This is a genomic window from Streptomyces sp. NPDC050704 (assembly GCF_040654355.1).
Taxonomy (GTDB): Bacteria; Actinomycetota; Actinomycetes; order Streptomycetales; family Streptomycetaceae; genus Streptomyces.
In genome coordinates, this window is record NZ_JBFAHW010000095.1 from 19,646 (window position 1) to 41,117 (window position 21,472).

General features: G+C 70.3%; 15 protein-coding genes. 6 read left to right on the plus strand and 9 right to left on the minus strand.

The genetic code is table 11. From position 1 onward, the window contains the following. Positions 1–79: 79 nt before the first annotated feature. Positions 80–745, minus strand: coding sequence for a TetR/AcrR family transcriptional regulator (locus AB0I18_RS38390; protein WP_363110348.1), 666 nt, complete (start codon positions 743–745; stop codon positions 80–82). Between the two features lie 177 nt (positions 746–922). On the opposite strand from AB0I18_RS38390, the gene AB0I18_RS38395 reads away from it, so the two are divergent. The 4 genes from AB0I18_RS38395 (at position 923) to AB0I18_RS38410 (ending at position 6,633) form a co-directional block, all read left to right on the plus strand. Further along, positions 923–1,795, plus strand: a complete 873-nt coding sequence (locus AB0I18_RS38395) for a shikimate dehydrogenase (RefSeq protein ID WP_363110349.1) — start codon at positions 923–925, stop codon at positions 1,793–1,795. A gap of 334 nt (positions 1,796–2,129) precedes the next feature. Next, positions 2,130–3,926: a TIM barrel protein gene (locus AB0I18_RS38400; protein WP_363110350.1), complete on the plus strand. Its 1,797-nt coding sequence runs from the start codon at positions 2,130–2,132 to the stop codon at positions 3,924–3,926. A gap of 243 nt (positions 3,927–4,169) precedes the next feature. After that, complete coding sequence (locus tag AB0I18_RS38405) at positions 4,170–5,660, plus strand: APC family permease (RefSeq protein WP_363110351.1); 1,491 nt, start codon at positions 4,170–4,172, stop codon at positions 5,658–5,660. Between the two features lie 10 nt (positions 5,661–5,670). Next, a complete protein-coding gene (locus tag AB0I18_RS38410) occupies positions 5,671–6,633 on the plus strand; it encodes a hypothetical protein (RefSeq protein ID WP_363110352.1) in 963 nt (320 codons plus the stop codon). 65 nt (positions 6,634–6,698) lie between these two features. Here the strand turns inward: AB0I18_RS38410 and AB0I18_RS38415 are convergent, their stop codons facing one another. Next, a complete protein-coding gene (locus AB0I18_RS38415) occupies positions 6,699–9,578 on the minus strand; it encodes a peroxidase family protein (protein ID WP_363110353.1) in 2,880 nt (959 codons plus the stop codon). A 340-nt stretch (positions 9,579–9,918) separates the two neighbouring features. Between AB0I18_RS38415 and AB0I18_RS38420 the strand changes: the two genes are divergently transcribed. Next, positions 9,919–11,232: a lipase family protein gene (locus AB0I18_RS38420; protein WP_363110354.1), complete on the plus strand. Its 1,314-nt coding sequence runs from the start codon at positions 9,919–9,921 to the stop codon at positions 11,230–11,232. A 36-nt stretch (positions 11,233–11,268) separates the two neighbouring features. Here AB0I18_RS38420 and AB0I18_RS38425 read toward each other — a convergent pair whose 3' ends face one another. The 7 genes from AB0I18_RS38425 to tkt are packed head-to-tail and all read right to left on the minus strand — an operon-like array spanning position 11,269 to position 20,279. Continuing rightward, on the minus strand, positions 11,269–11,856 hold the full coding sequence (locus AB0I18_RS38425; RefSeq protein ID WP_363110355.1) for a histidine phosphatase family protein: 588 nt from the start codon (positions 11,854–11,856) through the stop codon (positions 11,269–11,271). Between the two features lie 5 nt (positions 11,857–11,861). Continuing rightward, positions 11,862–12,740, minus strand: a complete 879-nt coding sequence (gnd, locus tag AB0I18_RS38430) for a phosphogluconate dehydrogenase (NAD(+)-dependent, decarboxylating) (protein ID WP_363110362.1) — start codon at positions 12,738–12,740, stop codon at positions 11,862–11,864. A 15-nt stretch (positions 12,741–12,755) separates the two neighbouring features. After that, on the minus strand, positions 12,756–14,405 hold the full coding sequence (pgi, locus tag AB0I18_RS38435; RefSeq protein WP_363110356.1) for a glucose-6-phosphate isomerase: 1,650 nt from the start codon (positions 14,403–14,405) through the stop codon (positions 12,756–12,758). Further along, a complete protein-coding gene (gene opcA / locus AB0I18_RS38440; RefSeq protein ID WP_363110357.1) occupies positions 14,398–15,333 on the minus strand; it encodes a glucose-6-phosphate dehydrogenase assembly protein OpcA in 936 nt (311 codons plus the stop codon). Before opcA ends, pgi begins: the two co-directional genes overlap by 8 nt. Beyond that, positions 15,330–17,042: a glucose-6-phosphate dehydrogenase gene (gene zwf, locus AB0I18_RS38445; RefSeq protein WP_363110358.1), complete on the minus strand. Its 1,713-nt coding sequence runs from the start codon at positions 17,040–17,042 to the stop codon at positions 15,330–15,332. The genes opcA and zwf overlap by 4 nt, the downstream gene beginning before the upstream one ends. Then, a complete protein-coding gene (gene tal, locus AB0I18_RS38450; RefSeq protein WP_363110359.1) occupies positions 17,039–18,184 on the minus strand; it encodes a transaldolase in 1,146 nt (381 codons plus the stop codon). The genes zwf and tal overlap by 4 nt, the downstream gene beginning before the upstream one ends. A gap of 19 nt (positions 18,185–18,203) precedes the next feature. Next, positions 18,204–20,279 carry a transketolase gene (gene tkt / locus AB0I18_RS38455; RefSeq protein ID WP_363110360.1) on the minus strand — a complete coding sequence of 692 codons (2,076 nt, stop codon included), beginning with the start codon at positions 20,277–20,279 and terminating at the stop codon, positions 18,204–18,206. Between the two features lie 146 nt (positions 20,280–20,425). Between tkt and AB0I18_RS38460 the strand changes: the two genes are divergently transcribed. Further along, entirely contained in the window at positions 20,426–21,322 is an 897-nt protein-coding gene (locus AB0I18_RS38460; RefSeq protein ID WP_363110361.1) for an AraC family transcriptional regulator, read from the plus strand. Positions 21,323–21,472: the final 150 nt, after the last annotated feature.

Sequence of the window (21,472 nt, forward strand, 5' to 3'; positions counted from 1 at the left end):
CACGTTTCCCGGGTGTCAAGAGGTCGCGCCGAAGGATCTGGCCTGTCCCCTGGATCGCTCAGTCCGCTCCCCTGACCGCTCAGCCCGCCGAGCGGTCGGCCGTCAGGTAGGCGATGACCATGTCGCCGAGCATGGTCCGGTAGTGCTCCCGCTGGTCGGGGGCGACCAGGTCACGGCCGAAGAGCGCGCCGAAGGTGTGCCGGTTGGCGACCCGGAAGAAGCAGAACGAGCTGATCATCGCGTGCAGGTCCACCGCGTCGACGTCGGCCGTGAACAGGCCCGAGCCGCGGCCCGACTCCAGGATGCGGCCGATCACGTCGAGGGCCGGCGAACCGATCTTCCCCAGTTCCTCGGAGCCGGCGATGTGCTCGGCCTCGTGGATGTTCTCGATGCTGACCAGGCGGATGAAGTCGGGGTGCGCCTCGTGGTGGTCGAAGGTCAGCTCGGCGAGCCGCCGAATGGCCGCGACCGGGTCCAGGTGCTCGACGTCCAGCTCCTGCTCGGCCTGCCGGATCACGCTGTACGCCCGCTCCAGGACCGCTGTGAACAGCTGTTCCTTGCCGCCGAAGTAGTAGTAGATCATCCGCTTCGTGGTGCGGGTGCGGGCGGCGATCTCGTCCACCCGGGCGCCGGCGAACCCGGCCCTGGCGAACTCGTGGGTCGCCACGTCGAGGATCTCGGCCTTGGTGCGGGCGGCGTCGCGGATGCGGCCGCCGGGTCGCGCCGGTTCTTCGACAGTGGTCATCGGATTCCTTCGGACAGGGTGCTGTGCCCGCGATTGTAGAAGCCGTTGCCCGGGGCATGGAGTCGTATCCGGCCGAGCTGGGTGCGGGAGGCGCCTCGCCTCTTCCCAGGGCTGCTACGTCGTGGTACGACTAACGAACCAGTTCGTACATTAATTTCCGTAGCCAGGAGGTCCGCCGTGGCGCAGGACTCGTATCTCGTCGGGCTGATCGGCTCCGGCATCGGTCCCTCGCTCAGCCCCGCCCTGCACGAGCGCGAGGCGGACCGGCAGGGCCTGCGCTACCTCTACCGGCTGATCGACATCGACACCCTCGGCGTCGCGCCGGACGCGGTGGGCGATCTGGTGCGGGCCGCCCGGGACCTGGGCTTCGACGGGCTGAACATCACGCATCCCTGCAAGCAGCTCGTCATCGAGCACCTGGACGGGCTCGATCCGCAGGCCGAGGCGCTCGGCGCGGTCAACACCGTCGTGTTCGAGGACGGGCGTGCGACCGGGTACAACACGGATGTCACCGGGTTCGCCGCGTCGTTCGCGCGCGGGCTGCCCGATGCTCCGCTGGAGCGGGTCGTGCAGCTCGGGGCCGGTGGGGCGGGGGCCGCCGTGGCGCACGCCATGCTCACGCTCGGCGCCGGGCACGTCACCGTGGTGGACCCGTTGCCTGATCGGTCCGCCGATCTTGCCGCCTCTCTGAATCGGCACTTCGGTGCGGGGCGGGCGGGGGCCGCGGGGCCGGAGCGGTTGGCCGCGCTGGTGGGGGGTGCCGACGGCGTTGTGCATGCCACGCCCACGGGGATGGCTGCGCATCCTGGGTTGCCGTTCGGGGCCGGGTTGCTGCGGCCGGGGCTTTGGGTGGCCGAGGTTGTCTATCGGCCTCTGGAGACCGAGTTGTTGCGGGCCGCGCGGGGGGTGGGCTGCGCCACGCTTTCTGGTGGGGGGATGGCTGTTTTTCAGGCTGCGGATGCGTTTCGGCTGTTCACGGGGCGGGAGCCGGACAGTGCGCGGATGTTGGTGGACCTTGGTGAGTTGGCCGGGGCGGGGGTTTTTGGCTGAGGGCGCCCAGTGGGTGGGGTGGGGCGGGTTGTTGGGCGGGTGCGGGGGGTGGGGGCTGGTCGCGCAGTTCCCCGCGCCCCTTCGGGGGCGCCCCCTGGCGGGGGCTGCCCCCGAATCGACGGGGCAAGGCCCGAAGCGAGGGGGCAAGGCCCGAATCGACGGGGCAAGGCCCGAATCGACGGGGCCAGGCCCGGAGCGAGGGGGCCAAGCCCGGAGCGAGGGGGTCAAGCCCGGATCGACGAGGCAAGGCCCGGATCGACGAGGCCAAGCCCAAAGCGACGGGGCAGAGCCCGAATCGGCTGTGGCTGTGTAGTGATCGTGAAGGAGTAGCAACGTGCGTACGTCCATTGCCACCGTTTCCCTCAGTGGGGCCCTCACCGAGAAGCTCACGGCTGCCGCTCGGGCCGGGTTCGACGGTGTGGAGATCTTTGAGAACGATCTGCTCGCCAGTCCGCTGTCGCCCGAGGAGATCCGGGACCGCTGTGCCGATCTCGGGCTGGGTATCGATCTGTACCAGCCGATGCGTGACATCGAGGCTGTGCCGTCGGACGAGTTCGAGCGGAATCTGCGGCGGGCCGCGCACAAGTTCCGGCTGATGGAGCGGCTCGGGGCCGACACCGTTCTGGTGTGCTCCAGCGTGTCCCCGCTCGCGGTGGACGACGACGCGCTCGCCGCCTTCCATCTGCGCCGACTCGCCGAACTGGCCCAGGACTTCGGCATCCGTGTCGCGTACGAGGCGTTGGCGTGGGGCCGCCATGTGAGTACGTACGACCATGCCTGGCGTGTCGTCGAGGCCGCCGACCACCCGGCGCTCGGCACCTGCCTGGACAGCTTCCACATCCTCGCGCGCGGGTCCGACCCCAAGGGCATCGAGGACATCCCGGGCGAGAAGATCTTCTTCCTTCAGCTGGCCGACGCTCCGCTGATGGCGATGGACGTGCTGCAGTGGAGCCGCCACTACCGCTGCTTCCCCGGCCAGGGCGGCTTCGACATCGCCGGGCTCGTCGGGCATGTGATCCGTGCCGGGTATCAGGGGCCGCTGTCGCTCGAAGTGTTCAACGACGTGTTCCGGCAGGCCGAGGCCGGGCCGACCGCCGTCGACGCCCTGCGCTCGCTCCTCGTGCTCCAGGAGAGCGTCGGTCTCACCGAGCCGCCCGCCCCCGTCGTGCCGACCGGAATCGCCTTCGCCGAACTGGTCACCCCCGACGTCGAACCGCTGTCGGAGATGCTCGAAGCGCTCGGCTTCGCCCGCACCGCCCGGCACCGCAGCAAGTCGGTCGACCTGTGGCAGCAGGGCGAGGCCCGGGTGCTGCTCAACACCGGTCCGGCCGCCCGCCGCGACGGCACCCAGCTCGCCGCCGTTGGGCTGGAGTCCCCGGACCCGGCCGGCGCGGCCCGGCGCGCCGAGTCCCTGCTCGCCCCCGTACTGCCGCGCCGCCGCGCCCCCGAGGACGCCCCGCTCGACGCGGTCGCCGCGCCCGACGGCACGGAACTGTTCTTCTGCGCCACCGACCGGCCCGAACTCCCGAGCTGGACGGGTGACTTCGAACCCGTCGCACACAAGTCGCCCACCGGCGGAGGTGTTCACCGCATCGACCACCTGGCCCTCACCCAGCCCTGGCACCAGTTCGACGAGGCGGCCCTGTTCCACCGCAGCGTCCTCGGACTCGGCGCCCAGGAGAGCGTGGACGTCGCGGATCCGTACGGCCTGCTGCGCAGCCGGGCCGTCACCAACGCCGACGGCAGCGTCCGCATCGCCCTCGGTGTCGGACCCGCCCCGAGCGTCGACGAGGGCGGCCGCGCCCAGCACATCGCCCTGGCGACGGAGGATGTAGTCACGGCGGCCCGCCGGTTCCGGGAGGCCGGCGGCCGTCTGCTGCCGATGCCCGCCAACTACTACGACGACCTCGCGGCCAAGTACGGGTTCGCCGAAGAGGAGTTGGCGACCTACCGCGAACTCGGCATCCTCTACGACCGGGACGCGCACGGCGAGTTCCGCCACTGCTACACGGAGACGATCGGCCGCGTCTTCTTCGAACTGGTCCAGCGCGACACCGGCTACCGCGGCTACGGCGCACAGAACGCCCCCGTGCGGCTGGCGGCGCAGCACACACGGCGACCGGTGCGCTGAACAACGAGGGGCCCGCCCCCGGCCCGCGCCCTATCACCGCTGGCACCGGTGTCGCAAACAGGCGGACATTGTTCGCCAGTTGACATTGAAACGTCAATCGTCACCGCTATCATCACTCCGTCTACGGAGCGACCGTCCACCGATCACCACGGCTGTACGGCATCGGCCGCACCCCCCATGTACAACATGACGCGGCCGGTCACGCCTGCCCGCGCTTCGTGCAGGACGGAAAGCAGCGCATCCATGAGCAACAACAGGGGCAGAGGGCTACAGGCCAATGTCCTCGGCACGTTCGACACGGTGGTCATGGCGGTCGCCGGCAGTGCCCCGGCGTACTCGATCGCCGCGACCACCGCGGTTCTCGTCGGCGCGGTCGGTCTGGCCAGCCCCGCGGCCCTCCTGTACTGCGCGATACCCATGCTGGGCATCGCGCTGGCGTTCAGCTATCTCAGCCGGATCGACACCAACGCGGGCGCCAGTTACTCCTGGGTCGGCCGCACGCTCCACCCGTTCCTCGGCTTCATCAGCGGCTGGGCCCTGGTGGTCTCCGCGACCATCTTCATGGTGGCCGGCTCGGTGCCCGCCGGTTCGATGACGCTCTCCCTCTTCGACGAGGGGCTCGCGGACAACACCGCGCTGTCCACCGCGGTCGGCGCCGGCTGGTTCCTGGTCATGGTGTTCGTCGTACTCGGCGGGGCCCGGCTCACCGTCCGCGCACAGCTCCTCATGTCCGGTGTCGAGCTCGCCATCCTGGCCGTCTTCGCGGTCGGCGCCGTCCTGCACACCGACAACGCCCGGCCCTTCGACTGGTCCTGGCTCGGCTTCAGCCACTTCGACGGGGTGAGCGGCTTCGCCTCCGGCGCCCTCATCGCCGCCTTCTACTACTGGGGCTGGGACGTCACCTCCAACCTCAGCGAGGAGACCAAGGACAGCCGCCGGACCACGGGCTTCGCGGGCCTGATCGGCCTGGGCATCGTGTTCCTGCTCTTCGAGGTCTTCACCATCGCGGTGAACGTCATCCTCTCCACGGAGCAGATCCAGGAGAACGAGGCCAATGTGCTGGCGGTCCTCGGCGAGGAGATCTGGCCCGGCTGGGGCGGCAAACTGCTGATCGTCTCCGTGATGCTGTCCACCATCGCCACCCTGGAGACCACGCTCATCCAGGTCACGCGCTCGCTGTTCGCGATGGGACGCGACCGGACGATGCCGGGCGCCCTGGGCAGGGTGCACCGCAGGTGGAACACCCCGTGGGTGGCCATCACCGTGGTCGGCGTGGTGGCCCTCGGCATGTTCGTGGCCTCCAACGCCCTCGGCTCGGTCGGCGACATCCTCTCCGATGCCATCGCGGCCATCGGCCTGCAGATCGCCGTCTACTACGGCCTGGCGGGCATCGCGGTGGTCGTCGCCTACCGCAAGACGCTGCTGAAGTCCCCGTCCAACTTCTTCTTCGGCGGGCTGTGGCCGTTCCTCGGCGCCCTGTTCATGTTCTGGATCTTCGTCGAGTCGCTCGGCGATCTGAGCGGCGCGTCGATCGCGATCGGTATCGGCGGTCTGGCCGTCGGCCTGATCCCCATGTTCTGGTACTGGCGGCAGGGCAGCGACTACTACCGTCCGGCGAAACTGGACGCCAGCCGCGTCGTCGAGACGGACTACATACGGGACGGCCGCGACGGCTACGACGCCGCGGCGGCCGAGCGTGCCCGCGTCCACGAGGGTCTCCCCACCGATTTCTGAGAGGGACCCGATGGCGCGAGACCGTTTCACCCCCGAATTCGACCCCGACTGCGGGGACGCGCCGCTGACCTCCGCCAAGCAGGACATCGTCATCGGCCGCTGGCAGGGTCTGCGGCAGCTGCTGCGGACCACCGGCCCGGAGTGGCTCCCGCGGGGCCACCGGATGCGGCTGCTCGCGCAGACCTGCGCGAGCACCTCGACGGCGGAGTCCTGGCTGGCCGCCGAGCCCCGCAGCCCCGACGCGCTGGTGCTGTGGGCGGCGACCGAGACGGCGCGGGCCTTCAACCTCGCCATCGCCGCGGGCCGGGGCGTCCCCATCCACCAGAACCGCATCGACACCGCGGTGATGGCCTGCCTCCGCGCCGCCGACGCGTACCCCGAGGACCCCACGCCGTGGATCTCCCTCATCGCCGTCGCCCGGCTCTATCCCGCCGGGGTGCGCCGCCAGGAACTGGGCCGCTGGTGGGACGAGTTGCACGGGCGCGACCCCTACAGCGTGGAGGGCCACCTCCAGGTGCTGCACTACTACTCGTCACGCTGGCACGGCACGCACGGCCTCATGTACGACTTCGCCCGGGACACGGCCGGTGTGGCACCGCAGGGCTCCGCGCTGCCGGTGCTGGTGCAGTTCGCCCGCGTGGAGGAGTACCGCTACCTGCTGGACGGGGCGAAGGGACAGCAGAACGCCCTGGTCGGGATCGGCCAGCACTGGAAGCACGAGGGAGCGGTCAGTGACGTACGGCGTACCTGGCAGCGCTGGATCGCGGCACGCCCCGACGGACCCGTCGAACCCGGAGAGGTGCAGCACCTCAACTACCTGACGCACGCCGCGTGCCTCGCCGAGGTGCCGGACATCGCCGCCGTGCTGTTCCGGCTGCTGGGCCGCCGCGCCACCCGGACGCCCTGGTCCTACACGGGCGACCCGGAGAAACAGATCCTCAAGTGGCGCAACAACCCGAAGCACCGTGTCTAGATCGTGGTACTTCCGGAACCGGGCCCCGGCGGCATGACCGCCGGGGCCCCATCACGCCAAAACCGTCAGCCGGTTGCGTCAGTGTTCCCGTTGTCCATCGGCCGTACCGGCCGCCAGGGCGCGAAGGCGCTCGCGTCGCGCGGCAGCAGGGCGGCCAGTTCCGGGCAGTGCCGCAGGAGGACGGAGTTCATGCCGCCCTTCTCGACCCAGTCGATGCCGAGCGGGGTGTAGATCTCCGGCCGGTAGTCGACGGTCAGGAAGCGGTCGCTCTGCAGCCGCCGGGTCGCCATCAGGATGAAGATACGGAACGCCGTGTCGCTGAAGCCGAAGCCCGTCGGCGGGTTCTCGGCGAGCAGGCCCACCACCGTGTCGATCTCGTCGACCGAGCCGTACACGTCCTTGAGCCGGGCCAGGCTCTCGGCGTTCTCCGTCAGCTCCTCGAAGGAGCGGATGCGCTCCTTGTGCAGGCCCGCGCGGAAGTCGTTGTAGCGCGGCACACCGCGCCGCCGGGTCCGTACGAGATCGACCACCGACAGGTCGATGATCTCGCCGTCCCGTTCGAACTGCTGCAGCGCGCGCGGGAAGTTGTGCAGCGTGATCGCGCCGGGGTGGGCGATCCCGAACGAGTACAGCGCGTTCGCGAGCCCCGTCTTGCGGATCTGCGCCTCGGCCGCGCCGCCCTGGATGTCGAGGAAGCCGACCGTTTCGAGCCGTTGCCCGAAGTGGTGCTCGCGCAGCTCGAAGTCGTCGGGGATCAGCGGGTGCATGCGGTAGACGGTGACGAAGTCCTCGGTCAGCGAGTACGGCGTCCCGTGGTGGTCCGGCAGGGTCTCGGGGATGCCCTTCAGCGCGTGCGCCTCGAACAGCCACAGGCCCAGCTGGTTCAGCCAATTGCTGGGCGGGCCCTGCCAGTTGGTCTTCAGCCCGATGTCGATGGCCTTCGTGGCGAGGATCGCCGGGGTCCACTCCACCGTGTGGATCTTCGCGATCAGCGCGGAGACGACCAGCCGGGCCGTGTGGTAGATCCGCTCCTCGCTCATTGTCGGATACTCGGCGCGCAGCGCGTCACAGACCGCGTTGTGCTCCCGCGCGAACAGGGTGTGCATCGCGCTGAGGCCCATCCACCAGCTGTCGTTGAAGCCGGTGAGCGGAATCCCGTTCTGTCCGCCGGGCAGGTGCCCGTCCTCCAGGCGGAGTTTGGCGCCTCCGTCGGGCTCCCGCAGGAACCGCGCCGCCGCCTCGTCCCCGCCGTACACCTCGGAACCGTCCCACCAGTGCGAGGCCGTGTTCCCGAAGAGGATCGGCGGACGGTTGCCGGGCTGCTCAAGGCCCTCGTTCTCGGCGAACCGCATCACGTTCTCCGCGGGCCCGCCCGGCGTGTTGTGCCACGGGCCGCTGCCGGGCGGCAGCGGAACCTCGACGGTGGGTCCGCCCGCCGGATAGCGGCGGTGGTTGACCCAGTCGTGCACCTGGAACTGGATCCAGGCCGCCGCGAGGACGTTGAGCGAGGTCGCGGGCACGAAACTCTCGCGGTACAGCAGTTGACGGCTGACCGTGACCGGGTTGGGCGTGTCGAACTGGTCGGGCCGGTAGTCGGGTTCGAGGTTCCGGCCGAACGCGGCACCCACGGCGCCCATGTCCGGCGCCGACAGGTCGTTGTACGTCCCGTCGTACGAGCGCTCGGTGTGCAGCCGCTCCGGGATCGGCTCCGGTACGGGCTGCGCCTGGGGCGGTGCCTCGCGGACCTCGGTGTCGATCAGGTTCAGTCGGCGCAGCACCTTCCGCAGGAACACCAGGTTCAGCAGGCTCAGCTGCAACGGCAGCCGGTGCCACGGCACATACCGGTTCAGCAGCCCGAAGGCGGCCCCCAGCGGCCGGCCGAGGACCCTGTTGCGCAGCGGCTCCTCGGTGACGAAGCGCCGGCCGAGGCGGTGTGCGCTGCCCGCCTGGTACGCGGCCTTGCGCGCCCGGTTCAGATTGCCGAGCGGTCGGAAGTCGTCGGTCGTGTACCAGGGGTTGAAGGCGAGCTCCTCGACCCGCCGGGCGGCCGCACGGGCCTCCGCGCTGTCCAGGTCCTGGCCGGGCACGGTGAGCTGGGCCACCGAGACCGGCGGCGACACCGCGTCCTTCCACTCCACCGAGGCGTCCTCGACTGGGGTGCGCTGTTCGTCCACGTACCGCTGGACGCACAGCTCGAAGACGACGTCGGACCTGGCGAGCCGCGCGGCCAGTTCCCGGTGCAGGAACTCGGGGTCGCGCCGGTCGGGTCGGGGCGCCGGCGGGCTGCCGGCGGCCGGGCGCAGCAGATAGCGCACCGGTCCCGCCTCGCCCCAGAGCATCGCTCCACGGCTCCAGTACGTCTCGCCCGCAAGGGAGTTGACGGTGTGCCGGGTCGCCGCCTGGACGTTGCGGCGCATCCGGTTCGCGGTCTCCAGGCCTACCGCGAGCGGCAGTTTCACGAAGAGACCGAAGGCCTTCTGGAGCGGGTTGCGGGCGCCCGCCATGGCCTTGGCGAAGGCGACGAACTCCCGGGCGTCGCGGGCGTGCGAGACCGGATAGCTGGTGGCGAGCAGATCGTGGCTCTCCTCCTCCGAGACCCGCACCCGCAGGGCCGCGCCGCGCAGATCCGCCGTTCCGTCGCCCTGCCGGATGCCGCTCGCGTTCGACAGCCGCAGGGTCACCGGATAGTCGGCGCCCGGCTGGGCGAAACCGCCGCGCAGGGCGGCGGGCAGATCGTCGTGGAACCGCAGCCGGGCGTTCTCCACGCCCAGTGGCGCCTTGGCGTGGAAGGCGCGGGCGAGCCCACCGCCGCCGGCCCGCCGGTTCTTGACCTGTACCTCCATCAACTCCCGGGCCAGCCGCTCGAACACCAGCCGTTCCGCTTCGGGACTGCCGCCTTCGTACCGCTCGTACCGCTGCTCGTGTTGTCGCCCGGTCTCGGTCATCGGTCGTTTCCTTCGTGCGGATGCGTACGGGACAGGGGCCAGCACGCTACCGGCGGCCCAGGGCACCCACAGCGGGGGTTCGCGCCGATGTGTGACTGCTTGTCGCTTCTATGAATATTCCGGCATGCAGCGGTTCCACGCACGTCAGGCGGGGGCTCACCCCTCACCGTCACGGTCCGTCGCACGCCCCGCGGGGCCCCGGCTCCCCAGCAACCCCAGCGGGGCACCACGGGGTTGGCCGGGGAGCGTCGGCCCCGGCGGTTGACGGCCCGCGGCCGCGGTGGTGTGGTGCTCACCAGCCCGCCGCGGAGATCCGGGGGACACTGGGGGGAGGCCGTCCATGCGGGACGACGACCATGCCAAGGGGCCGAGCTTCGCCGATCTGCGCCCGCTCAAGACCGGCACGGACGCCGGACCGGATCTGACCGGGTTCCCGGTCTATCCGGACCTGGTGGAACGGCTCGTGGAGGACAAGACCCAGCCCGATCCCGACGGGGTCGTGCCGCACACCATGGCGACCTGCGCGGCCTACTCGTACGCCGGATTCCAGTTCCGGAGCGCCCCGGAGACCGTCGCCATGATCATGACGCGGCTCGGCCTGGAGAAGAACGACTGCCAGGTGTTCGAGCAGCGCGTGGACGCCATGTACATCGCCTCGGCCGCCTACCTCATCCAGGACAAGGACCGCAGGGTCGCCATCCTCTGCTACCGGGGCACCCAGCCCGAGGACATCATCAGCATCCTGACCGACGCCGACGTGCGGCCCGAGATGCTCGCCGTCGAACTGGAGGGGCGGCGGTACGAGGTCCACGCGGGCTTCTACCGCAACGTCCGCGCCACCCGCTACCTCATCATCGAGGCCCTCGACCGGGCCCTGCGCGGCGAATCGGTGGTCCCCGGCGAGAAGGGCGTCCGGGGCGACGGTCTTGAGGCGCTGTACATCACCGGCCACAGCCTCGGCGGCGCGATGGCCGCGCTGATGGGGGTGATGCTGGCGCACGAGCCCCGCTACCACCGCATCGCCGAGAAGCTCCGGGCCGTCTACACCTTCGGGCAGCCCATGGTCGGCGGACCCGAGTTCGCCCGGGCCTGCGAGGAGGCGGTCGGCCCCGTGGGCGTGCGTCCGCTGCGGGACCTCGTGATCCGCTACATCTTCGACCGCGACGTCGTACCGGCCCTGCCGCCCCGGCCGGTCGGACCGTACGCGCCGTTCGGCCGGGAGTTCCACTACCGCAGGTCGCGCGGGGCGATGGACACGGCCCTGGCCTTCGCCGCCGACTCGGCGCTCGAAGCGGTGACCCTGCCGGGCGACCTGCTGCGCACTCTGATGAACAAGCCGTTGCGCCAACCGGCCGCGCACCTCGGCGAGTTGACGGTCCGCACGGCCGACGCGGTCCGGCGCTCGCTGCGGCCGCTGGTGCGACCGCGCCGCCCCGAGGGCTGGCAGGAGTACACCGAACCCGGCTTGCACTACCCGCAGATGGACAGTCTCGCGGGCCTCGCCGTGGTGGCGCCCCTGGCGTTCTTCGCGACCCGCCTGGCGCTGACCCGCACCATCCCGTTCAAGTACTCCTTCGACGACCACGGCCCGGGCCACTACGTCAACGCCCTTGCTCCACCTGGGGTGTTGAGCGAGTTCGGAGACGTGCTGTAGCCCGGGCCGCCGCGGTTGCCGGTGCTGCCGCCGTCGTCAGGGCCGTATGTTCCACTCCGCGACGACCGGGCGCCCGTGCTCGGTGGAGAGCCGGCTCACCGTCGCCGTCGCGAGCTGGAACAGGCGCCCGTCCTCCGGGGGGAGGCCGAGCCGGCGGGCGGTCAGGACGCGCAGGAAGTGGGAGTGGGCCACGAGGACCACGTCACCGTCACCGAGCGACCGTTCCACGCGGGCCAGCACGCGGTCGGCGCGCCGGCCCACCTCGGCCGGTGACTCGCCCGGATGCCCGTCGGGGCCGGGCGGCACACCGTCGTTCCACAGGTACCAGTCGGCACGGGTGCGGTGGATGTCGACGGTGGTGACGCCCTCGTACGCGCCGTAGTCCCACTCGTGCAGATCGGGGTCGGCCACGGCCCCGCTCAGGCCCGCGAGTTCGGCGGTCCGTACGGCGCGGCCGAGCGGGCTGGTGAGGACGAGCGCGAAGGACTGGCCGGCGAACAGCGGGGCGAGGGACTTGGCCTGTTCCTCGCCGTGCTGGGTGAGGGGCAGGTCGGTCCAGCTGGTGTGCTGGCCCGACACGCTCCACTCGGTCTCGCCGTGGCGGACCAGCAGGAGGTCACCCATGACTCCTACTTCGCGGATTCGACGGCGTGACCGCCGAACTGGTTGCGCAGGGCGGCGACCATCTTCATCTGCGGGGAGTCGTCCTGGCGGGACGCGAACCGGGCGAAGAGGGAAGCGGTGATCGCGGGCAGCGGCACGGCGTTGTCGATGGCGGCCTCGACGGTCCAGCGGCCCTCGCCGGAGTCCTCGGCGTAGCCGCGCAGCTTGCTCAGGTGCTCGTCCTGGTCGAGGGCGTTGACGGCGAGGTCGAGGAGCCAGGAGCGGATGACCGTGCCCTCCTGCCAGGAGCGGAAGACCTCGCGGACGTCGGTCACGGAGTCCACGGCCTGGAGGAGCTCCCAGCCCTCGGCGTAGGCCTGCATCATGGCGTACTCGATACCGTTGTGGACCATCTTGGAGAAGTGGCCCGCGCCCACCTTGCCCGCGTGGACGAACCCGGCGTCACCCTCGGGCTTGAGCGCGTCGAAGACCGGCTGGACCTTCGCGATGTGCTCGGCGTCGCCGCCCACCATCAGCGCGTAGCCGTTCTCCAGACCCCACACACCGCCCGAGACACCGGCGTCGACGAAGCCGATGCCCTTGGCGGCCAGCTCCTCCGCGTGCTTCTCGTCGTCGGTCCAGCGGGAGTTGCCGCCGTCGACGACGGTGTCACCGGCGTCCAGCAGGTCCGCGAGCTCGTCGACGACGCCCTGGGTGGGGCCGCCGGCGGGGACCATGACCCACACCACGCGCGGGGCTTCGAGCTTGTCGACGAGTTCGGCGAGGCTGCTGACGTCGGCGAGATCGGGGTTGCGGTCGTAGCCGATGACGGTGTGGCCGGCGCGGCGGATCCGCTCGCGCATGTTGCCGCCCATCTTGCCGAGGCCGATGAGCCCGAGCTGCATCCCTGTCATGTCAGTTCACTTCTTCCGGAGAGTGCGGTACGTGGCCACGAGGGCGGCGGTGGACGGGTCGAGGCCGGGGACCTCGGTGCCCTGGGTGAGGGCGGGTTCGACGCGCTTGGCGAGGACCTTGCCGAGTTCGACGCCCCACTGGTCGAAGGAGTCGATGTTCCAGATCGCGCCCTGGACGAACACCTTGTGCTCGTAGAGGGCGATCAGCTGGCCCAGGACGGACGGGGTCAGCTCGGCGGCCAGGATCGTGGTCGTCGGGTGGTTGCCCTTGAACGTCTTGTGCGGCACCAGCTCTTCGGGCACGCCCTCGGCACGCACCTCGTCCGGCGTCTTGCCGAACGCGAGCGCCTGGCCCTGGGCGAACAGGTTGGCCATCAACAGGTCGTGCTGCGCCTTGAGTTCGGCACTCAGCTCGCCGACCGGGTTGACGAAGCCGATCAGGTCGGCCGGGATCGTCTTGGTGCCCTGGTGGATGAGCTGGTAGTAGGCGTGCTGGCCGTTGGTGCCGGGCGTGCCCCACACCACCGGTCCTGTGTCCCAGCCGACGGTGTTCCCGTCGCGGTCCACGGACTTGCCGTTGGACTCCATGTCCAGCTGCTGCAAGTAGGCGGTGAACTTGGCCAGATAATGCGAGTACGGCAGCACCGCGTGCGTCTGGGCGTCGAAGAAGTTGCCGTACCAGACGCCCAACAGGCCAAGGAGCAACGGCGCGTTGGACTCGGCGGGCGCGGTGCGGAAGTGCTCGTCGACGATCCTGAACCCGTCGAGCAGCTCGCGGAAGCGGTCCGGGCCGATCGCGATCATCAGGGAGAGACCGATGGCCGAGTCGAACGAGTAGCGGCCGCCGACCCAGTCCCAGAACTCGAACATGTTCGCCGTGTCGATACCGAAGTCCGCGACCTTCTCGGCGTTCGTCGACAGCGCCACGAAGTGCTTGGCCACGGCGTCCGAGTCGCCGCCGAGCCCGGCCAGCAGCCAGGTCCGCGCCGAGGTGGCGTTGGTGATCGTCTCGATGGTGGTGAACGTCTTGGAGGCGACGATGAACAGCGTCTCCGCCGGGTCCAGATCCCGCACCGCCTCGTGCAGGTCGGCCCCGTCCACATTCGACACGAACCGCACGGTCAGGGAGCGGTCGGTGAACGCCCTGAGCGTCTCGTACGCCATCGCCGGGCCCAGGTCCGAGCCGCCGATGCCGATGTTGACGACATTACGGATCCGCCTGCCGGTGTGTCCGGTCCACTTGCCCGAGCGGACCTGCTCGGCGAAGTCGGCCATCTTGTCGAGCACGGCGTGCACGGCCGGGACGACGTTCTCGCCGTCGACCTCGACGACCGCGTCGCGCGGGGCGCGCAGCGCGGTGTGCAGGACGGCGCGGTCCTCGGTGGTGTTGATCCGCTCGCCGCGGAACATGGCGTCGCGCAGGCCGAACACGTCGGTGGCGGTGGCCAGTTCCCGGAGCAGGGCGAGGGTCTCGTCCGTGATCAGGTGCTTGGAGTAGTCGATGCGCAGGTCGCCGACCCGTACGGTGTAGCGCTCGGCGCGCTCCGGGTCGTCGGCGAACAGGGCGCGCAGCCGGGGGCGGGACAGCCGCTCCGCGCGGTGCTCCTCCAGGGCCGCCCACTCGGGGCGGTCGGTGAGCCTCGGTGTGTCAGGCACGGCTGCTCTTCCTTTCGTCGCTGTCCCCGCGCAGGGCGACGGCGTACATCTCGTCCGCGTCGAGGCGGCGCAGCTCCTCGGCGATCAGCTCGGAGGTGCTGCGGACCTTCAGTGCCAGGGTGCGCGAGGGCTGCCCGGGCAGGGACAGGGTGGCCAGGGGGCCCTCGGGGCGGTCGATCACGATCTCGCCGCTCTCGGTGCCGAGACGGACGGCGGTGACGACGGGCCCGGCGGTGACGACGCGCTCGACCGTCACCTGGAGGCGGGCCTCCAGCCAGCGGGCCAGCAGCTCGGCGCTCGGGTTCTCGGCCTCGCTCTCGACGGCCGCCGAGATGATCCTCGTACGGGCCTGGTCGAGGGCGGCCGCGAGCATGGAACGCCACGGAGTCAGCCGGGTCCAGGCCAGGTCGGTGTCGCCGGGCGCGTACGAGGCGGCGCGGGCCTCCAGGGCGGCGAGGGGGGTCTCGACCGCGTACATGTCGGTGATCCGGCGTGCCGCGAGGGCGCCCAGCGGGTCCTTGACCGGGATCTCGGGGGCGTCCACCGGCCACCAGACGACGACCGGCGCGTCCGGCAGCAGCAGCGGCAGAACCACCGAGTCGGCGTGCTCGGACACCTCGCCGTACAGCCGCAGCACGACCGTCTCACCGGTGCCGGCGTCGGCGCCCACCCGGACCTCAGCGTCCAGGTGCGACTTCGTACGGTCCCGGGGGGACCGGGCGTGCCGCTTGATGACGACCAGGGTGCGCGAGGGGTGCTCGTGCGAGGCCTCCTCGGCCGCCTTGATCGAGTCGTACGCGTTCTCCTCGTCGGTCACGATGACCATGGTCAGGACCATGCCCACGGCGGGGGTGCCGATGGCGCGCCGCCCCGCTACTAGGGCTTTGTTGATCTTGCTTGCCGTGGTGTCGGTCAGGTCGATCTTCATGGCCTGCGCCAGCTCCGTCCGTCTCGTGCGAGCATCTCGTCGGCTTCCTCGGGACCCCAGCTGCCCGAGGCGTACTGCGCGGGCCTGCCGTGCGTGTCCCAGTGGTCCTCGATCGGGTCGAGGATCTTCCAGGACTCTTCCACCTCCTGGTGACGGGGGAAGAGATTGGCGTCGCCGAGCAGGACATCCAGGATCAGCCGTTCGTACGCCTCCGGGCTGGACTCCGTGAACGACTCGCCGTAGGCGAAGTCCATGGAGACGTCCCGGATCTCCATCGACGTACCCGGCACCTTCGATCCGAAGCGCACCGTCATGCCCTCGTCCGGCTGCACCCGGATGACGATCGCGTTCGCGCCGAGCTCCTCGGTGGCGGTCGAGTCGAAGGGGGAGTGCGGGGCACGTTGGAAGACCACGGCGATCTCGGTGACGCGGCGGCCCAGGCGCTTGCCGGTCCGCAGGTAGAAGGGGACGCCCGCCCAGCGGCGGTTGTCGACCTCCAGCTTGATCGCCGCGAAGGTGTCGGTCTTCGACTCGGGATCGATGCCGTCCTCTTCGAGGTAGCCGATCACCTTCTCGCCGCCCTGCCAGCCGGTCGCGTACTGGCCGCGCACGGTGTGCTCGCCCAGGTTCTCCGGCAGTTTCACGGACCTGAGGACCTTGAGCTTCTCGGTGAGCAGCGAGTCGGCGTCGAAGGCGATGGGCTCCTCCATGGCGGTCAGCGCCATCAGCTGGAGGAGGTGGTTCTGGATGACGTCACGGGCCGAGCCGATGCCGTCGTAGTAGCCGGCCCGGCCGCCGATGCCGATGTCCTCGGCCATGGTGATCTGGATGTGGTCGACGTACGACCGGTTCCAGATGGGCTCGTACATCTGGTTGGCGAAGCGCAGCGCCAGGATGTTCTGGACGGTCTCCTTGCCGAGGTAGTGGTCGATGCGGAACACCTGGTCCGGGTCGAACACCTCGTGCACGACCTGGTTGAGCTCACGGGCGGTGGTGAGGTCGCGGCCGAACGGCTTCTCGATGACCGCGCGCCGCCAGGAACCCTCCGGAGCGTCCGCGAGCCCGTGCTTCTTGAGCTGCTTCACAACCGTCGGGAAGAACTTCGGCGGTACGGAGAGATAGAAGGCGTAGTTGCCACTGGTGCCCCGGGAGGCGTCCAACTCGTCGACGGCCACGCGGAGTTGCTTGAACGCGGCGTCGTCGTCGAAGGCACCGGGGATGAACCGCATGCCCTCGGCGAGCTGCTGCCAGACCTCCTCGCGGAACTCCGTACGGGCGTGCTCGCGCACCGAGTCGTGGACGACCTGCGCGAAGTCCTGGTCCTCCCAGTCGCGCCGGGCGAAGCCGAGGAGGGAGAAGCCGGGCGGCAGCATGCCGCGGTTGGCCAGGTCGTAGACGGCCGGCATCAGCTTCTTGCGGGACAGGTCACCGGTGACGCCGAAGATGACCAGGCCGGACGGGCCGGCGATCCGCGGGAGACGCCGGTCGCGGGGGTCACGCAGCGGGTTCTCCCAGTCGGACGCGAGGTCCAGTACCTGGGCGAGGGTCTCGGGCGTGAGGCCGGCCGCGGTGGCGGAAGCGTCCGCCGCCGTCTCGGCCGTCTCTGCCCGCTCGGCCGCGTCGGTGGTGGCGACCGGCGTGGCAGGCGTGTCCGGCGTGGTGCCGACTGCTTCCTCCGGTGCTGCCTTCTCGGGACGGATCTTCCTCATTCCCCGTCAACTCCCTTGCTGCTGAGCGAGGTCGCTACCGCGTCCAGGAGCTCTCCCCACGCGGCCTCGAACTTCGCGACGCCCTCGTCCTCCAGCTGCCGCACGACCTCGTCGTACGAGATGCCCAGCTGCTCGACGGCCGCCAGGTCGGCGCGGGCCTGGGCGTAGCCGCCGGTCACCGTGTCGCCCCGGACGTCGCCGTGGTCGGCGGTGGCGTTCAGCGTGCCCTCCGGCATGGTGTTGACCGTGCCGGGCGCGACCAGCTCGTCGACGTACAGGGTGTCCTTGTAGGACGGGTCCTTGACGCCGGTCGAGGCCCACAGCGGGCGCTGCTTGTTGGCGCGGGCCCCGCCGAGGGCGGTCCAGCGGCCGTCCGTGAAGACCTCGTCGTACGCCTCGTACGCGAGCCGCGCGTTGGCCAGCGCGGCCCTGCCTTTGAGGGCGAGGGCCTCGTCCGTGCCGACCTTCGTCAGCCGCTTGTCGATCTCGCTGTCGACGCGGGAGACGAAGAAGGAGGCGACGGAGTGGATGGTGGCGAGGTCGATGCCCGCGGCCTGCGCCTTTTCCAGACCGGCCAGGTAGGCGTCCATCACCTCGCGGTAGCGCTCCAGCGAGAAGATCAGCGTGACGTTGACGCTGATGCCGAGGCCGATGACCTCGGTGATCGCCGGGAGGCCGGCCTTCGTCGCGGGGATCTTGATCATCACGTTCGGGCGGTCGACCAGCCAGGAGAGCTGCTTGGCCTCGGCGATCGTCGCCGCCGTCTCGTGGGCGAGGCGCGGGTCGACCTCGATGGAGACCCGGCCGTCCCGGCCGCCGGTCGCGTCGTACACCGGCCGCAGGATGTCGGCGGCGGCGCGGACGTCGGCGGTCGTCATCATCCGTACGGCCTCGTCGACCGTGACGCCGCGGACGGCGAGGTCGGCCAGCTGCTCCTCGTAACCCTCGCCCGAGCCGATCGCGGCCTGGAAGATGGAGGGGTTGGTGGTGACGCCCACCACGTGCTTGGTGTCGATGAGTTCGGCGAGGTTGCCGGACGCGATCCGCTTGCGCGACAGGTCGTCCAGCCAGATGGAGACGCCCTCGTCGGAGAGGCGCTTGAGGATTTCCGCGGTTGCGATTGCTTCGGTCACAGTGATCATCTTCCTTCGTGCGATCGGATCAACCGCGGGCGGCGGCGATGGATTCCCGGGCAGCGGAGGCCACGTTCTCGGGGGTGAAACCGAACTCGGCGAACAGCGTCTTGGCGTCGGCGGAGGCACCGAAGTGCTCCAGGGAGACGATGCGTCCGGCGTCTCCGACGTACCGGTACCAGGTCAGACCGATCCCGGCCTCGACCGCCACGCGGGCCTTCACGGACGGCGGCAGGACACTCGCGCGGTACTCGGCGGACTGCTCCTCGAACCACTCGACGGACGGCATCGACACGACACGCGTACCCACACCGTCGGCTTCGAGCTGCTCACGCGCCTCGACGGCAAGATGCACTTCGGAGCCGGTGGCGATGAGGATCACGTCGGGCGTCCCGGTGGACGCGTCGCGCAGGACGTAACCGCCCTTCGCCGCCTCGGAGTTGGTCTCGTAGGTCGGCACGCCCTGGCGGGTGAGTGCGAGACCGTGCGGGGCCGGGTTGGTGGCGTGCCGCTTGAGGATCTCGGCCCAGGCGATCGCCGTCTCGTTGGCGTCGGCCGGGCGGACGATGTTCAGACCGGGGATCGCGCGCAGCGAGGCGAGGTGCTCGACCGGCTGGTGCGTCGGGCCGTCCTCACCGAGCCCGATGGAGTCGTGCGTCCACACGTACGTCACGGGGAGCTGCATCAGCGCGGAGAGGCGGACGGCGTTGCGCATGTAGTCCGAGAAGACGAGGAAAGTGCCGCCGTAGATACGGGTGTTGCCGTGCAGCGCGATGCCGTTCATCTCCGCGGCCATCGAGTGCTCGCGGATACCGAAGTGGACCGTGCGGCCGTAAGGGTCGGCCTCCGGCAGCGGGTTGCCCTTCGGGAGGAACGAACTCGCCTTGTCGATGGTGGTGTTGTTGGAGCCCGCAAGGTCGGCGGAGCCGCCCCACAGCTCGGGCAGCACACCGCCGAGCGCCTGGAGCACCTTGCCGGACGCGGCACGGGTGGCGACGGACGTACCCGCCTCGAACGCCGGCAGCGCGGACTCCCAGCCCTCGGGCAGCTGACCGGCCACCACACGGTCGAAGAGCTTCGCCCGCTCCGGGTCGGCCGTACGCCACTCGGCGAGCCGCTTGTCCCAGGCGGCGTGCGCGTCGGCGCCTCGGTCCAGGGCACCGCGGGCGTGGCTCAGGACCTCGTCGGCGACCTCGAAGGTCTTCTCCGGGTCGAAGCCCATAAGGCGCTTGGTGGCCGCGATCTCCTCAGCGCCGAGCGCCGAGCCGTGCGAGGCCTCGGTGTTCCGGGCGTTCGGCGCGGGCCAGGCGATGATCGTGCGCATCGCGATGATCGAGGGCCGTCCGGTCTCGGCCTGAGCCGCCTTGAGGGCGGTGTACAGCGCGTGGACGTCGATGTCGCCCTCGGCCGAGGGCTCGATCCGCTGCACATGCCAGCCGTACGCCTCGTACCGCTTCAGCACGTCCTCGGAGAAGGCCGTTGCGGTGTCGCCCTCGATGGAGATGTGGTTGTCGTCGTAGACGAAGACCAGGTTGCCGAGCTTCTGGTGGCCGGCGAGGGACGAGGCCTCGGCGGAGATGCCCTCCTCCAGGTCGCCGTCCGAGACGATTCCCCAGATCGTGTGGTCGAAGGGGGACTCGCCCTCGGGGGCGTCCGGGTCGAACAGACCGCGCTCGTAGCGGGCGGCCATCGCCATGCCCACCGCGTTGGCGACACCCTGGCCGAGCGGTCCCGTCGTCGTCTCGACACCGGCCGTGTGCCCGTACTCGGGGTGACCGGGCGTCTTGGAACCGTGCGTACGGAACGCCTTGAGGTCGTCGAGCTCCAGCTCGTACCCGGAGAGGAAGAGCTGGGTGTAGAGAGTCAGCGAGGTGTGGCCGGGGGAGAGGACGAAGCGGTCGCGGCCGGTCCACTCGGGATCCGCCGGGTCGTGTCGCATCACCTTCTGAAAGAGGGTGTACGCCGCCGGGGCCAGCGCCATCGCGGTGCCAGGATGACCGTTGCCGACCTTCTGCACGGCGTCAGCCGCAAGCAGACGGGCCGTGTCGACGGCACGACGGTCCAGTTCGGTCCACTCAAAGCTGTCAGGTGTCTGCGCGCTCATCTTCAAGAAGTCCTCGATAGGAGCGGGGTTAAGGCTCGGACGTGTTCAAACTTAAAAGTCAGACTTTTACTGGGGAAGGTGCCCCTGTGTCAGCCTTTGGTGAAAGTGGGACAACGACTGCGGGACCGAGCCGGCGCGAGAGGGACATGGCGGACACAAGCATCCAATACGAAGACGGCTGGGACGGGATCAGGACCTTCCCCTTCCCCGTCGATCTCAGCGTCGGGGGCGTAGGCATGCAGGTCGGCCCGATGGGGCCCGGCCGCACCTGGCACGCGGAGGACCCGATCGAGCGCGTCCACCGCATCGACTTCCACGCGGTCATGCTGATCCGCGGCGACCCCGTCAGGCACATGGTCGACTTCACCGAGTACGAGGTCCGCGCCGGCGAGCTCCTGTGGATCCGCCCGGGCCAGGTCCACCGCTTCTCCGCGACGGCGGCCTATCGCGGAACCGCCCTGATCATGCAGCCCGGCTTCCTGCCCCGAGCCGTCGTCGAGGCGACCGGCCTCTACCGCTACGACCTGCCGCCCCTGCTGAGACCCGGCCCGGCCCAGCTCGCCGCGCTGGAGAACTCCCTCGCCCAGCTGGAGCGCGAGTACGTCGACACGGGCACCCTGCCGCCCAGCCTGCACACCTCGGTGCTGCGGCACACCCTGGCGGCGTTCCTGCTCCGGCTCGCCCACCTCGCGGCCACCTCCGCCGACGCGGCACGCGAACAGGCCGACACCACCTTCACCCTCTTCCGCGAGGCGGTCGAGAAGGGCTTCGCCACCAACCACAGCGTCAGCGCCTACGCCGACGCGCTCGGCTACTCCCGCCGCACGCTCGTCCGCGCGGTCCGCGCCGCGACGGGCGAGACGCCGAAGGGGTTCATCGACAAACGGGTCGTCCTGGAGGCGAAGCGGCTGCTGGCCCACACGGACATGCCGATCGGCCGCATCGGCGCCGCCGTGGGCTTTCCGGACGCGGCCAACTTCTCCAAGTTCTTCCACCAGCACACGGGGGCGACGCCGGTGGGGTTCCGGGCGGAGTTGCGCTGAGCGCTCCGCTGGAAGAGCTGTGATGTATCTGCGGGCCGGTGGGGGCTGGTCGCGCAGTTCCCCGCGCCCCTTTGGGGCGCCGCCTTGGAGGGGCGGGCCGCCCATGCCGGACGCGGCGCCCGGGGAGCCGTAAGAGTTCCGTCATCTCCG